The organism is Bradyrhizobium sp. LLZ17, assembly GCF_041200145.1.
Classification (GTDB): domain Bacteria; phylum Pseudomonadota; class Alphaproteobacteria; order Rhizobiales; family Xanthobacteraceae; genus Bradyrhizobium.
The window spans coordinates 4,682,377-4,695,664 of record NZ_CP165734.1 but is presented as its reverse complement, the minus strand read 5'-3'; the positions used below and the strand labels follow the sequence as shown (position 1 = coordinate 4,695,664).

Here is a 13,288-nt window from a genome sequence, read left to right as displayed (position 1 = left end):
AGAAATGGCCAAACGTTCATTCCTGATCCCCGGCGTCGACAAGCGGCTGCTGATCAAGGATTCCATCAAGACCATGCCGGACCTCACCCGCCGCCGCTTCATCGCGGGCGGCGCCAGCCTCGGCGCGTTGACCTTGCTCACCGGCTGCGATGTGGTCGATTCGTCGTCGGCCGATGCGCTGCTGGCGAAGGTCTCGAAATTCAACGACGCCGTGCAGGATTTCATTTTCAATCCCGACGCGCTGGCGCCGACCTTCGCGGAAAGCGCGATCACAAAGCCGTTCCCGTTCAACGGCTATTACGATCTCGATGACGCGCCGGAGGTCGATGGCGACGCCTGGAAGCTCGAGGTGCGCGGCCTCGTCGACACCAAGAAATCGTGGACGCTTCCGGAGTTGTACAAGCTCCCGCAAGTCACCCAGATTACCCGTCATATCTGCGTCGAAGGCTGGAGCGCGATCGGCAGCTGGACCGGCACGCCCTTGCGCGATTTCCTCAAGCTGATCGGCGCCGACACCCGCGCCAAATATGTCTGGTTCCAGTGCGCCGACAAGGACGGCTACAACTCGCCGCTCGACATGCGCACCGCGCTGCATCCGCAGACCCAGATGACGTTCAAATACGCCGGCGAGACCCTGCCGCGCGCCTACGGCTTCCCGATGAAGATCCGGGTGCCGACCAAGCTCGGCTTCAAGAACCCGAAATACGTGGTGTCGATGGAAGTCACCAACGACTACAAGGGCGGCTATTGGGAAGATCAGGGCTATAATTCGTTCAGCGGGAGCTGATTGTTTTCGTCCCGGCGAAGGCCGGGACCCATACCGCGAGGTCCATCGATTTCGCGAGATGCCAATCCCGAACGACCAGTCTTCGTCAAATTGCTCCCTGTGGTTATGGGTCCCGGCCTTCGCCGGGACGACAATGCTAGGCGGCCGATCCCACCTTGCGCTGACACAGCGCCGCCACCGCCCCGAGCGCCAGCAGCGCGGCCGACACATTCAGCGCATAGCTCAAGCTCCCCAGCGCATCCGTGATCGCGCCGACCACGATGGGGCCGAGCGTCTGTCCGACGCCGAACGAGATCGTCATCGCCGCGATCGCGGTCGGCCACACCTCGGGTGGGTAGTTGAAGCGCACGAAGGCGGTGGTCGAACCGACCACGGCGAAGAAGGCGACGCCGAACACAATCGCCGAGACCGCGAGCCATGCCGGCGAATGCCCGAGCATCGGCAGGGCAGCGCCGAGCGCGTTGGTGCCGAGAATGATCGCGGTGGCCAGTCCGCCGCGATCGAGCGCGAGCACGCCGCGCCAGGCCCACGGCGTGACGAACGCGCTCAAGCCAATCAGGCTCCAGAACCCGGCCTGCGCCGCGGCCCCGCCGCCGCCGTCGCGCACATAGGCGATCATGAAGGTCATGTAGGCGATGTAGCCCGCGCCAAAGAGGAAGTAGCCGGCGAGATAGATCAGCACGGGAAGAATCGCGAAGGCGCCGTGGCCGCCTTGCGAGAAACGCACGCCGCTCTCGATGCGGACCAGGAACAGCGGCACGGTCATGACGGCGGACAGCAGGGTCATCGCCCACCACACTATCCACCACGAGCCCGGCCCGAAATATTGCAGCGTGAACGGGGCGATCAGCCCGGAGGCGAGAATGCCGATGCCGGGCCCGGCATAGAACAGGCTGAGCAGGAAATTGGCCCGCTCCGGGCGCGACTGCGCGATGGAAGCGGCCAGCGCGCCGCCGGCGACGAAACCGGCCGCGGCGCCAACGCCCAGCACGAGACGCGCCAGGCTCAGTGCGACAAAATTCCCGGTCAGCGCGCAAGTCGCGAGCGCGGCGACGCAGGCCAGGGTTCCGCCGCGGATCGCGGCCGACCAGCCGACGCGCTGGATCAGGCGGGATGCCACCAGCGCGCCTGCGAGGTAGCCGACGGCGTTGATGGTGTTCATGAAACCGGCCGCCGAATAGGACCAGCCGAGGTCTTCCCGCATGTCCGGCAGCACCAGGGCATAGGCAAAGCGGCCGATGCCGAGCCCGACCGTCGCAGCCAGCGATAGGGTCAGGATCAGCCGCGCGGGGTGTGCGAGCGGGGGGCAGTCAGGTGCGTGCAAAGGGGTACTCCGGCATGCGCAGTGTGGCAGGCCCTGCCCGCCTTGCACAGAACCGAAGCGGCAATGGTGTCTTGCCAAGTACGCAACGCCGCTCTAGCACTCCGGCCGAAATTCAAGAGCGCCGTCATGCCCGGCCGTGTGTCGGGGCATGACGAAACGGAGGAAGAACGTCATGGCGACCCACAAGCTGCTGCTGCTTCCCGGCGACGGTATCGGCCCGGAAGTGATGGGCGAGGTGAAGCGGCTGATCGACTGGCTCAATTCAGCCGGCATCGCCAAATTCGAGACCGATATGGGTCTGGTCGGCGGCTCCGCCTATGACGCCCACAAGGTGTCGATCTCCGAGGGCGATATGGCCAAGGCCAAGGATGCCGACGCCGTGATCTTCGGCGCAGTCGGCGGTCCGAAGTGGGATGCCGTCCCCTACGAGGTGCGGCCTGAAGCGGGCCTGCTCCGGCTGCGCAAGGATCTCGCTTTGTTCGCCAATTTGCGCCCGGCGGTCTGCTACCCGGCGCTGGCGGACGCTTCCAGCCTGAAGCGCGAGGCGGTCGAAGGCCTCGACATCATGATCGTGCGCGAGCTCACCGGCGGCGTCTATTTCGGCGAGCCCAAGACCATCACCGATCTCGGCAATGGCCAGAAGCGCGCCATCGATACCCAGGTCTACGACACCTATGAGATCGAGCGCATCGCCCGCGTCGCCTTCGAGCTTGCCAAGAAACGCAAGAACAAGGTGACGTCGATGGAGAAGCGCAACGTCATGAAGTCGGGCGTGCTCTGGAACGAGGTCGTGACCCAGGTCCACAAGCGCGAATATCCTGACGTCACGCTCGAGCACCAGCTCGCCGATTCCGGCGGCATGATGCTGGTGAAGTGGCCGAAGCAGTTCGACGTCATCGTCACCGACAATCTGTTCGGCGACATGCTGTCCGACATCGCGGCGATGCTGACCGGCTCGCTCGGCATGCTGCCGTCAGCCTCGCTCGGCGAGGTCGACGTCAAGAGCAAGAAGCGCAAGGCGCTGTACGAGCCCGTGCACGGTTCGGCGCCCGATATCGCAGGCCAAGGTCTCGCCAATCCGATCGCGATGATCTCGTCCTTCGGCATGGCGCTGCGCTATTCCTTCGACATGGGCGCGCTCGCCGACAAGATCGATGCCGCGATATCAGCGGTGCTCGCCAGCGGCCTGCGCACCGCCGACATCAAGTCGGAAGGCACCATCGCCGCCTCGACCACGCAGATGGGCGAAGCGATTCTGAGGGAATTGCAGAAGTTGCACGCGTAACGGCAAACACCGCAGCCGTAGGGTGGGCAAAGCGAAAGCGTGCCCACCACGTCTCTCGCGATTGCCGAAGGATGGTGGGCACGGCGCGCGAAGAGCGCGCCTTTGCCCACCCTACAGCACCTTCAAAACAAAATGGCCGGGCGTGAGCCCGGCCATTCGATTCAGCTCCTGCGTCCGCTTCAGTACAGCGGGAAATTCTGCGGATAGCCGCCGAGATCGGCCGGCGTCGGCAGCGGCTGACGATCGATCGGGCGGTTGAGGTTTTCGCGCGCGAACGAGGGATAACCCACGGCCGGCGGAAACGCGTAGTCGGAGAACTTGCGGTCGCCCGGATTGACCTCGGTGCCGCCGTCGAGCCAGGAGCGCTTGCTCACGTAGATGCGGGTGCGCGGGCCCTGCTGATACACCGCGTTGGGGCCGCTCGGCCCGTAATAGTGTCGGCCGCGATCGTCGTAACGCTTCGTCTTGACGTCGGCCGAAGCCGGCGTCGCGAAACCCATGGCAGAGGACATGGCAATGACGGCGCCTGCCGCAAGCCAGATCGCCAATTTGTTCGCGGCAGAGAATTTCGAGCTCATCACGTCCCCTTCAGGCGGCAAGCCGCCAATCGATTTCGCCCCATACTAGCCCGGCCGAGGCCGTTGCAACTAGGTCTATTGGGTCACACCAGCGCGGAATAATCGCGCGCCCCGGCAAAAGTTGCATGAGAACCAGTCACTTGAGCCATTCGCAGGGGGCGCCATTTGGGCCTGATGCCGGTCAGAGCGCCCCGCGCAATTGTGCGTTCGCGGCGCCCAGCAGCCAGTCCGACGACGCTGCGGGGTCACAAGCCCGGCGCTTGAGCTCGGCATGAGCGAACAATTCCGCCAGCTTCGGCTCGTTGCCCGAGGCGAGCTGCGTCAGCCGGTTGAGCGTGCAGGCGATCGCTGCGCGCTGCGCCGGCAGGGTGTCACCCTGGCAGGAGAATCCGGAGATCTGGAGCGCCGGGTCTTCGTTGCGCTTGAGATAACCCAGGCACGTTTGCGTCCCCTTCGCCGTGGCGCCGGGCCGGAACACGCAGGTCCGGCAATTGACCGAGCGCCGCGAGCCCGAGGATGGCAAACAGCGCCAAGACCCCCACATAGGCAAACAGGCGCGCCAGCGTGCCGACGACCTCGTCGGCGAAGTTGGCGAGCGCAAGATGGATCTGGGTGGGGGTTGCGGCCGTGCTGGCCTCAGGCGACTGTATCCACGGCCTTCAGGCAGGGTCCAACGTTGTCTTGAGGCCGTTTCTCGCATAGAAGCGCTGCTCTTCCTGTTTAAGCGTCAGCTTCAGGGAAGGGCTTTTTCCTCGGAGAGTGAACGATGGGTTACAAAGTCGCAGTCGTCGGGGCGACCGGCAATGTCGGACGGGAAATGCTCAACATTCTCGATGAGCGCAAATTCCCCGCGGACGAGGTGGTGGCCCTGGCGTCACGCCGCAGCGTCGGCGTCGAGGTCTCCTATGGCGACCGTACCCTGAAGGTCAAAGCGCTCGAGCACTATGATTTCTCCGATGTCGACATCTGCCTGATGTCGGCGGGCGGCGAGGCGTCGAAGGAATGGTCGCCCAAGATCGGCGCTGCCGGCACGGTGGTGATCGACAATTCCTCGGCCTGGCGCATGGATCCGGACGTGCCGTTGATCGTGCCGGAAGTGAACGCGGACGCCACGGTCGGCTTCAAGAAGAAGAACATCATCGCCAACCCGAACTGCTCGACCGCGCAGCTCGTGGTCGCGCTGAAGCCGCTGCACGACAAGGCCACCATCAAGCGTGTCGTGGTCTCGACCTATCAATCGGTGTCGGGCGCCGGCAAGGATGCGATGGACGAATTGTTCTCGCAGACCAAGGCCGTCTACACCAACCAGGAGCTGGTCAGTAAGAAGTTTCCCACCCGCATCGCCTTCAACGTCATCCCCCATATCGATGTCTTCATGGAGGACGGCTACACGAAGGAAGAGTGGAAGATGATGATGGAGACCAAGAAGATTCTTGATCCCAGGATCAAGCTCTCCGCGACCTGCGTGCGCGTGCCGGTGTTCGTCGGACATTCCGAGGCGGTCAACATCGAGTTCGAAAATCCGATCACCGCGGACGAAGCGCGCGACATCCTGCGCAAGGCGCCCGGCTGCCTCGTCATCGACAAGCACGAGCCCGGCGGCTACGCCACGCCCTATGAAGCAGCCGGCGAGGACGCAACTTACATCAGCCGCATCCGCGAGGACGCGACCGTGGAGAACGGCCTCGTGCTGTGGTGCGTGTCCGACAATCTGCGCAAGGGCGCCGCGCTGAACGCGATCCAGATCGCGGAAGTCCTGATCAACCGCAAGCTGATCACCGCGAAGAAGAAAGCGGCGTAACTCCGCTGCCGTAGGGTGGGCAAAGGCGCAAAGCGCCGTGCCCACCATCTCTCCACGATCGCCATAGCAGTGGTGGGCACGCAATCCATCCCAACACTCTCGTCATCCCGGACAAGCGCGCCAAAAGCGCGCGTAGATCCGGGATCCATAACCACAGGACGTGGTTTGGCGAAGATTCGTGGTTGTCAGCTTGCGCGACAACACAAGCCTGGGGTGATGGGTCCGGGATCTGCGCTTGCGCTTGTCCGGGACGACGATCTCGTTTGGCGCAGCCGAGCCGAGATAGGCTTACGCCGCGTCGCGCACGCTCTTGAATTCCTTCGCGGCCTTGTCCAGCACGAACAGCGATCCTTCCGCGACGCCGAAATAGGCGCCGTGCGTCTGCATCTGGCCGGCATCGACCGCCTTGCGCACGAACGGGAAGGTCATGAGGTTTTCCAGGCTGCGGAACACCGCGGCCTTTTCGATGCGCTCGATGAATTGCGCCATGGTCTCGCGCTCGCGCTGCTCGACCACCTCGCCGGGCTTGATGAACATCTGCATCCATTTGCCGATGAAGTCGCCCGGTGTGAGCGGCTCGATCTTGTCGACGAAGGCGCGGATGCCGCCGCATTGCGCGTGCCCGAGCACCACGATGTGCTTCACCTTGAGCACCGTCACGGCATATTCCAGCGCCGCCGAGACGCCGTGCGCGTTGGCGTCGGGCTGATACACCGGCACCAGATTGGCGATGTTGCGGACGACGAACAGCTCGCCCGGGCCGACGTCGAAGATCACCTCGGGCGAGACGCGGCTGTCGCAGCAGCCGATCACCATCACTTCGGGGAACTGCCCCTTCACCGACAGCTCGCGATAGCGGCTCTGCTCGGTCGGCAGCCGCTGGGTGGCGAAGGCCTTGTAGCCTTCCAGCAAGTGCTCTGGGAATGTGATCATGGCCTATGCCTAATCATATACCGGTAGCGCGAACAAGCCTTTCGAATAGGCAGGCCAGATGCTATCGGCTTCGGTCAGAAGTGCGACGACGAAACCGGAAGGAGTGCTCGCATGACCCGCCCGCGCCGCAGCCATTTGTTCATGCCCGGCTCCAACCCCCGCGCGCTGGAAAAGGCGCGTAATCTGGCCGCCGACGGCCTGATCCTGGACCTCGAGGATTCCGTCGCGCCCGATGCCAAAGCGGTGGCGCGCGACCAGATCGCCGCCGCGATCGCCGCCAAGGGGTTCGGCAGGCGCGAGGTCCTGATCCGGACCAACGGCCTCGACACGCAATGGTGGGGCGATGACGTCGCGATGGCCGCCAAGGCGTCGCCGGACGGCATCCTGGTTCCAAAAGTTTCCAGCGTCGAGGATCTCGACAGCATCGGCCGGCGTCTCGCCGAGCTCGGCTCGGCGCCGACCGTCAAGGTCTGGGCGATGATCGAGACCGCGCGCGCGGTGCTGCACGCCGAGGAGCTGGCCGCCGCCGGCCGCGATCCGGCGCGGCGGCTGTCAGGGTTCGTGTTCGGCCCCAACGACATCTCGCGCGAGACGCGGATCAAGATGCTGCCCGGCCGCTCGGCCATGATCCCGATGATCACCCATTGCATCCTGGCGACGCGCGCCCACGGCCTCGAAATCCTCGACGGGCCCTACAGCGACATCAACAATGCCGACGGCTTTGCCACCGAATGTGCGCAAGCGCGCGATCTCGGCTTCGACGGCAAGACATTGATCCACCCCTCGCAGATCGAAGCCTGCAACGCGATCTTCACGCCGCCCGAAGAGGACGTCGCCCGCGCCCGAAAGATCATCGCGGCGTTTGAATTGCCGGAGAACGTCTCGCGCGGCGCGATCCGGCTCGATGGCGCGATGGTCGAGCGCCTGCACGCCGAGATGGCGCGCCGCACGATCGAGATCGCCGACGCGATCGCTGCGATGGGGAAGGGCTGAGGCGTACGACTCGACGACTAACTCGAATGGCTATCGATCGAAACGAGCTTTGCCCCTAGCTCTAAAAGCAGGACCATCGTGAGGGAGTGGAGATCGGATCTTGGATTCAAAGTGGCTGTCTTCGATCCATGCGGGGTTTCGAGACTTAGCCGATCGCCATCCTTGATCTGAATTGCGCCGTAATGCGGAGAGTCGCCAAACTCATATTTGACGACGTACCTGAGTAGAGCGGCTGACGTCTTCTTGGCCATGCGCAGAGTGCCCTGATTGGGGCCATTCATAGCAGGCAAATCCAGCGCTGTCGCCCATTAGGGAATGCGCAGGTCCGGCGAGGTCCACCATGGCGGCACCAGACACGCAAGCCTGAGTTTCGGGAGCCGTACGCCTCAGCGTGATTGAGCGATTCCAGCGTGGCGGCATTGCCGCAATAGCCGCGATAGTTCTCCGCGGCCGTCGGCGAGATCGCGGTCGCATTGTGCCTTGTGATGGCACAGCGAGCAGACCCGCTCCATGTCGCGTGGCAGCAGCGGCTGCGCGCATCCGAGCCGCTCCGCGCCCGCCGCCAGGAACCGATCGCCGCGATCGGCCGTTGAACGACGGCTCTTGTTCGGCTGGGACGATCGCTGCGCGCCTGATTGCGGAGACTTTAACCCATGCAGATCCGGCAAGGAAGCTCTCCGGCCTTTGCGTTCGTGCTCACGATGGGCATCGTCAATCTGTTCGGCGATGTCACGTATGAAGGCGGCGGCAGCATCAATGGTCCGTTCATGGCGACACTTGGTGCAAGCGCGGCGGTGGTCAGCATCACCGCCGGCGGCGGCGAGTTTCTCGGCTACTCGCTGCGGCCATTTTCCGGATATCTCGCCGACAAAAGCGGGCGCTTTTGGTTCATCACCTTCATCGGCTATGCGATCAATCTGATCGCGGTGCCCGCAATGGCGCTGGTGGGAAATTGGCAAATGGCAGCTCTGCTGATTCTTGCGGAGCGAGTCGGTCGTGCGATTCGCAAGCCGACGGTCGAGGCGATGATATCGTACACGACGGGCGAACTCGGCCGGGGATGGGTCTACGGTCTCAATACGGCGCTGGACGAGACCGGGGCGACCATCGGGCCGCTCGTGATCGCCGCGGTGCTCGCGGTGCGCGGCAGCTATCAGTTCGGCTATGCGCTGCTCGCAGTCCCGGCGCTGTTAGCGCTCATCTCCCTCGTCGCTGCCCGCATCGAATTTCCCGTGCCATCGAAGCTCGAACAGGGGGAGACGGCGCTCGCCGGTGACTTCTCGCCGGCGTTCTGGGGTTACATGGTTGCGGGCGCTTTGTTTGCTGCGGGGCTCATGAGTTTCGAACTGATTTCATATCATTTCGACAAGGCGCGAACCGTGACCGGGCAATGGATTCCGGTGTTCCTGGCGATCTCGACCGGATGTGGTGTCATCGTCAGCCTCGCGATGGGGAAGTTGTTCGACCGGTTCGGTTTGCCGATCCTGCTCGTTGCTGTCCTGCTGTCCGCCGCGTTCTCGCCATTCGTGTTTTTCGGCGGATTCAGCGCTGCGCTGTTCGGCATCGTATTGTGGGGAATCGGCTATGCCACGCAGGATACGCTGCTCAAGGCGCTGGTCGCGACCGTGATGCCGGAAGGCAAACGCAGTCTCGCCTTCGGCCTGTTTTATGGGGGCTACGGCGTCGGCTGGCTGGTCGGCAGCGTCGTAACGGGCCTGCTCTATGAGCACTCGGTGCTGGCGCTCGTCATCTTCGCGATGGCGGCGCAGCTCGTATCATTGCCGGCGTTCGTGCTTGCCAGCCGCCTGCAACACTGAGCGCTCCCTGCTGGGGAGGCTATCGAATTTTGCTGCGCCTTCAGTGCGTCGCGGTCTGATCGAGCGATTCCAGCGTCGCGGCGTTGCCGCAATAGCCGTGGTAGTTCTCCGCGGCGGTGCCGTCGGCGAGGTCGCGGTCGCATTGTGCCTTGTGCTGGCACAGCGCGCAGACCCGCTCCATGTCGCGCAGCAGCAGCGGCTGGACACGACCGAGATGCTCTTCGCCGATGCCGAGCTGCTTCAGCATCTTCGGCAGTTCGTCGGCGGCGTGGTGGCCGTGACGGACCAGCTCTTCGAGATCGTCAGGCGAGACCCGCAGGTCATTCGCGATGCGGTCGAATTCCGTGCGGTCGAGCTGCCGCATCTCGTTGAGCTCGCGGCGATGCTTCAGCCAGCCGGCAAAGGACTCGATGAGACCTTGGACGATAGGATAAGGCCTGCTTGCGGTGCTCATGCGAAGCTCCATTCGGATCGCGGTATTGGAGCAAGGTTAGGCACAATGATGCAGGAGCGCGTTGCGCTGGATCAAATAGCGATAATGCCGCCGCGGCCTCCGCCGCACCTCTCCCGCTTGCGGGAGAGGTCGCGCCGTCCGGGCGATGCGAAGCATCGTCCCGCGCGCCGGGTGAGGGTTTTCGCCTCTCGGGATTGTCCCGTTGTGGAGACACCCTCTCCCCAACCCTCTCCCGCAAGCGGGCGAGGGGGCGCACCTTGCGCCGGAGCTACCCAAACCGCTCCGTCGCCCACGCATACAGGCTGCCCGGGATCGGTTTCTCGCCGCCGCGGCCCTTGGGCGAGATGTGCAGGCCGATGATGTCGCGGTCGGTGACGAGGCCGAGATAGCTCGAGGGATCGAAGAACAGTTTTGGCTCAGCATGCACGGCGTAGAACGATTGCTTCGGCAATGCGCAGTGCAGCTCGCCGGTGCGGCGCGCGAGCGCGGTGAGTGCCGCCGGCCCGAAGATCGCGACGCGGATGTCGGAGAGGCGGTTCGAGCCGCCGCGCAGGCGGCGCATCGCAAACGTGACGCGATGGCGCAGCGACAGCCAGTTCGGTGTCAGCTCCTCCTGCTCCATCAGCTCTTCGAAGGCGGCAACGATGCCATGCCCAGGCGGAAGGTAGATCACGGAATTGCCGAGCTGGCGCGGCCGCTCCCACGCGAAATAGGGCTTTGCCGGATCGATCTCGACGGGCTTGAGCAGCAGCACGTCGGCATCGAGCCAGAGACCGAGGCCCTTCGCCATCAGCTTCATGCGGAAGAAGTCGCTGAACTGAAGCGTGGTCCAGTCGCGCCAGCTGCCGTCCGGCTGCGGCGGTCGCAATCGTTCGGAGAACGCATGCGGCAGGATCGCCTCGGCGTCCGCGTTGCCGATGCCCGCGGGCAGGCCGGGAATGGTGTCGAAACTGTAGACCGTGACCTTGTGGCCGGCAGCCAGCTGCGAGCGCAGACAGGTCTGGCGCAGGGCGTCCATCGGGCCGTGCCAGAAGGTGACGATGTCAGGCAGCATGGGCGCAAGCTATAGAGGACAACGCTGACAAAGAAAAAGCCCCGGCGCTGTCAGCACCGGGGCTCAAACAAAAACTTGAGATCAGGCCCAGGCGCGCTCGCGCTTGAGTTTCTCCTCATAGGTGTCGATCGAGGCCTTCTTCTCCATCGTCAGGCCGATGTCGTCGAGGCCGTTCATCAGGCAGTGCTTGCGGAACGGATCGATCTCGAACTTGACCGTGCCGCCATCGGGACCGCGGATTTCCTGGTTCGGCAGGTCGATCGTCAACGTCGCGTTGGCGCCGCGTTCGGCGTCGTCGAACAGCTTGTCGAGGTCTTCCTGCGAGACGCGGATCGGCAGAATGCCGTTTTTGAAGCAGTTGTTGTAGAAGATGTCGCCGAACGAGGTCGAGATCACGCAGCGGATGCCGAAATCGAGCAGCGCCCAGGGCGCGTGCTCACGGCTCGAGCCGCAGCCGAAATTGTCGCCGGCGACCAGCACCTTGGAATTGCGATAGGCGGGCTGGTTGAGGACGAAATCAGGGTTCTCGCTGCCGTCATCCTTGTAGCGCTGCTCGGAGAACAGCCCCTTGCCAAGGCCGGTGCGCTTGATGGTCTTGAGGTACTGCTTCGGAATGATCATGTCGGTGTCGACATTGATGATCTTCAGCGGCGCCGCGACGCCTTCCAGCGTGGTGAACTTGTCCATGGTTGCGCTTTCCCGGGGTGGTCTAGGGACCGCGTATTTATCGCGAACGGGGAGCGAATCCTAGGCCGAATTCGGCAGGGCTCATCTGCTTCTCTACACGTCGCGGACGAGGTGCGCCCCCTCTCCCGCTTGCGGGAGAGGGTCGGGGAGAGGGTTGCCTCCACAGAGAGACTCCCCAGAGGAGAAAGCCCTCACCCGGCGCGCGGGACGATGCTTCGCATCGCCCGGACGCACCGACCTCTCCCGCAAGCGGGAGAGGTGCAGCGAGCCCGCCGCTCGATCGACAATCCCTCTCCTTCGCTCTACTCCGCTTGCGCCTCGATCGCGGCCATATCGTCATCCGAGAGGCCGAAATGGTGGCCGATCTCGTGGATCAGGACGTGCCGGACGATATGGCCGAGGCTCTCGTCGTGCTCGGCCCAGTAGTCCAGAATCGGCCGCCGGTAGAGCCAAACCATGTTGGGCAGCCGCGCCACGTCGCCAAGGCTCTGCTGGGGCAGGCCGACGCCCTGGAACAGGCCGAGCAGGTCGAACTCGCTCTCGCAGTCCATCTCGTCCAGGACCTCCTCGGTCGGGAAGTCGTCGACGCGGATGATCAGGCCGTCGCAGAGGCCGCGAAATTCCGCCGGCAGGCGCTCGAAGATGTCGTGCGCCGTCGCTTCCATCTCGGCCAGCGGGGGCGCTTTCAGGTCTGTCCACATGCGCTCCTCATAGCCCGGGTTCCGCGGCGATGCATCCGCCATTATAAGCGCGGCGAGGTTGACGGGCGCCGCCAAAACGGGGAGCGTGGGGCCTCGGATGGACGTTTCAGGTGGGCGGTAAAATGCGAGCGAAAACAGCGCTGACGCTACTGTGCATGGGGTTGTTTTCGACTTTTTTTGTCGGCGCCCCAAGCTACGCCGAAGCCCAGGCGGCCGCGCCTGAAATGCGGTTGGCCCAGGCCGGCTCACCGGACACCCCGCGCACGCGGTCCCGGACCCGCCTGCGCGTCACCCCCTATTATAGCCCGGACGGCGTCTATCCCCGCTACAACCCCGGCCCCGATGCGGTCCGCGAGTGCAACGCGACCTATGTGCAGGAATTCAGGCCGAGCGGCACGGTAATCGTGCCGCGTATGAGCTGCTACTGGCGCCGGGGCTGATCCGGAATCAGTGCGCGGGCGGAGGTCGCGATGACGAGATGGATCGCATTGGCCGTCGTTGCCGGGCTCGCGACTGCCCTGCCGCACGCGTCCGCCGTGCAGCGAGTGACGAAGCTGCCGGACGCCTCCGCCGGGCGCGCGGTTTTCGATGGACGACGACATCCGCGATACGACGACATCGCGCGATACACGCGGCGTCCTGATCCGCACTATTACGCGCGGCCCGTGTATTACCGTCCCTATCCTTACGGCGTGCCCGCACCGTTCGTGTTCGGCTACGGCCCGTTTTGGTGACGTGACGCGCGCTGCGCGGGCGTCGTTCATTCATGACGCATTCACGTCGCTGTCTTTATTTCACTTTGGGAGCGACCGCGCATGAACAGGGATGACGCGAGATAAAACGCGCCTCGCAACTCCGCTGTTCAGATTCAGGG

14 protein-coding genes and 2 pseudogenes are annotated in these 13,288 nt (G+C 64.1%); 7 read left to right on the top strand and 9 right to left on the bottom strand.

Going from position 1 to position 13,288, the window contains the following annotated elements; translation table 11 throughout:
• Positions 1 to 4: 4 nt before the first annotated feature.
• Positions 5 to 787 carry a molybdopterin-binding protein gene (locus AB8Z38_RS22585; protein WP_369720004.1) on the top strand — a complete coding sequence of 261 codons (783 nt, stop codon included), beginning with the start codon at positions 5 to 7 and terminating at the stop codon, positions 785 to 787.
• 136 nt (positions 788 to 923) lie between these two features.
• Here AB8Z38_RS22585 and AB8Z38_RS22580 read toward each other — a convergent pair whose 3' ends face one another.
• Positions 924 to 2,111 (bottom strand): YbfB/YjiJ family MFS transporter, encoded by a 1,188-nt coding sequence (locus tag AB8Z38_RS22580; RefSeq protein WP_369720003.1) that lies wholly within the window; start codon positions 2,109 to 2,111, stop codon positions 924 to 926.
• Positions 2,112 to 2,283: 172 nt separating this feature from the next.
• Here AB8Z38_RS22580 and leuB point away from each other — a divergent pair, with 172 nt between their 5' ends.
• Positions 2,284 to 3,396 carry a 3-isopropylmalate dehydrogenase gene (gene leuB, locus AB8Z38_RS22575; protein WP_369720002.1) on the top strand — a complete coding sequence of 371 codons (1,113 nt, stop codon included), beginning with the start codon at positions 2,284 to 2,286 and terminating at the stop codon, positions 3,394 to 3,396.
• 179 nt (positions 3,397 to 3,575) lie between these two features.
• Here the strand turns inward: leuB and AB8Z38_RS22570 are convergent, their stop codons facing one another.
• Both AB8Z38_RS22570 and AB8Z38_RS22565 read right to left on the bottom strand, forming a co-directional pair.
• Positions 3,576 to 3,974, bottom strand: a complete 399-nt coding sequence (locus AB8Z38_RS22570; RefSeq protein WP_369720001.1) for a hypothetical protein — start codon at positions 3,972 to 3,974, stop codon at positions 3,576 to 3,578.
• Between the two features lie 181 nt (positions 3,975 to 4,155).
• Positions 4,156 to 4,624, bottom strand: a pseudogene (locus AB8Z38_RS22565) (hypothetical protein).
• A gap of 116 nt (positions 4,625 to 4,740) precedes the next feature.
• Here AB8Z38_RS22565 and AB8Z38_RS22560 point away from each other — a divergent pair.
• Positions 4,741 to 5,775, top strand: a complete 1,035-nt coding sequence (locus tag AB8Z38_RS22560) for an aspartate-semialdehyde dehydrogenase (protein WP_369720000.1) — start codon at positions 4,741 to 4,743, stop codon at positions 5,773 to 5,775.
• 288 nt (positions 5,776 to 6,063) lie between these two features.
• Here AB8Z38_RS22560 and AB8Z38_RS22555 read toward each other — a convergent pair whose 3' ends face one another.
• Entirely contained in the window at positions 6,064 to 6,708 is a 645-nt protein-coding gene (locus AB8Z38_RS22555; RefSeq protein ID WP_369719999.1) for a carbonic anhydrase, read from the bottom strand.
• A 111-nt stretch (positions 6,709 to 6,819) separates the two neighbouring features.
• Here AB8Z38_RS22555 and AB8Z38_RS22550 point away from each other — a divergent pair, with 111 nt between their 5' ends.
• Positions 6,820 to 7,701 carry a CoA ester lyase gene (locus AB8Z38_RS22550; RefSeq protein ID WP_369719998.1) on the top strand — a complete coding sequence of 294 codons (882 nt, stop codon included), beginning with the start codon at positions 6,820 to 6,822 and terminating at the stop codon, positions 7,699 to 7,701.
• A gap of 385 nt (positions 7,702 to 8,086) precedes the next feature.
• On the opposite strand, the pseudogene AB8Z38_RS22545 reads toward AB8Z38_RS22550, so the two are convergent.
• Positions 8,087 to 8,267: pseudogene (locus AB8Z38_RS22545) on the bottom strand (hypothetical protein); the annotation flags it as partial.
• Between the two features lie 87 nt (positions 8,268 to 8,354).
• On the opposite strand from AB8Z38_RS22545, the gene AB8Z38_RS22540 reads away from it, so the two are divergent.
• Positions 8,355 to 9,518: an MFS transporter gene (locus AB8Z38_RS22540; RefSeq protein ID WP_369719997.1), complete on the top strand. Its 1,164-nt coding sequence runs from the start codon at positions 8,355 to 8,357 to the stop codon at positions 9,516 to 9,518.
• A gap of 40 nt (positions 9,519 to 9,558) precedes the next feature.
• Here AB8Z38_RS22540 and AB8Z38_RS22535 read toward each other — a convergent pair whose 3' ends face one another.
• The 4 genes from AB8Z38_RS22535 to AB8Z38_RS22520 form a co-directional block, all read right to left on the bottom strand.
• Entirely contained in the window at positions 9,559 to 9,972 is a 414-nt protein-coding gene (locus AB8Z38_RS22535) for a hypothetical protein (RefSeq protein ID WP_369719996.1), read from the bottom strand.
• 268 nt (positions 9,973 to 10,240) lie between these two features.
• Complete coding sequence (locus AB8Z38_RS22530) at positions 10,241 to 11,026, bottom strand: hypothetical protein (RefSeq protein ID WP_369719995.1); 786 nt, start codon at positions 11,024 to 11,026, stop codon at positions 10,241 to 10,243.
• An 81-nt stretch (positions 11,027 to 11,107) separates the two neighbouring features.
• Positions 11,108 to 11,713 carry a 3-isopropylmalate dehydratase small subunit gene (gene leuD / locus AB8Z38_RS22525; protein WP_369719994.1) on the bottom strand — a complete coding sequence of 202 codons (606 nt, stop codon included), beginning with the start codon at positions 11,711 to 11,713 and terminating at the stop codon, positions 11,108 to 11,110.
• A 302-nt stretch (positions 11,714 to 12,015) separates the two neighbouring features.
• The gene (locus AB8Z38_RS22520) at positions 12,016 to 12,414 is read right to left on the bottom strand and encodes a metallopeptidase family protein (protein WP_369719993.1); all 399 of its coding nucleotides are present in this window, start codon (positions 12,412 to 12,414) and stop codon (positions 12,016 to 12,018) included.
• Between the two features lie 155 nt (positions 12,415 to 12,569).
• Here AB8Z38_RS22520 and AB8Z38_RS22515 point away from each other — a divergent pair, with 155 nt between their 5' ends.
• Together AB8Z38_RS22515 and AB8Z38_RS22510 are read left to right on the top strand one after the other, a co-directional pair.
• Entirely contained in the window at positions 12,570 to 12,854 is a 285-nt protein-coding gene (locus AB8Z38_RS22515) for a hypothetical protein (RefSeq protein ID WP_369726575.1), read from the top strand.
• 30 nt (positions 12,855 to 12,884) lie between these two features.
• Complete coding sequence (locus AB8Z38_RS22510) at positions 12,885 to 13,148, top strand: hypothetical protein (RefSeq protein WP_369719992.1); 264 nt, start codon at positions 12,885 to 12,887, stop codon at positions 13,146 to 13,148.
• Positions 13,149 to 13,288 lie beyond the last annotated feature (140 nt).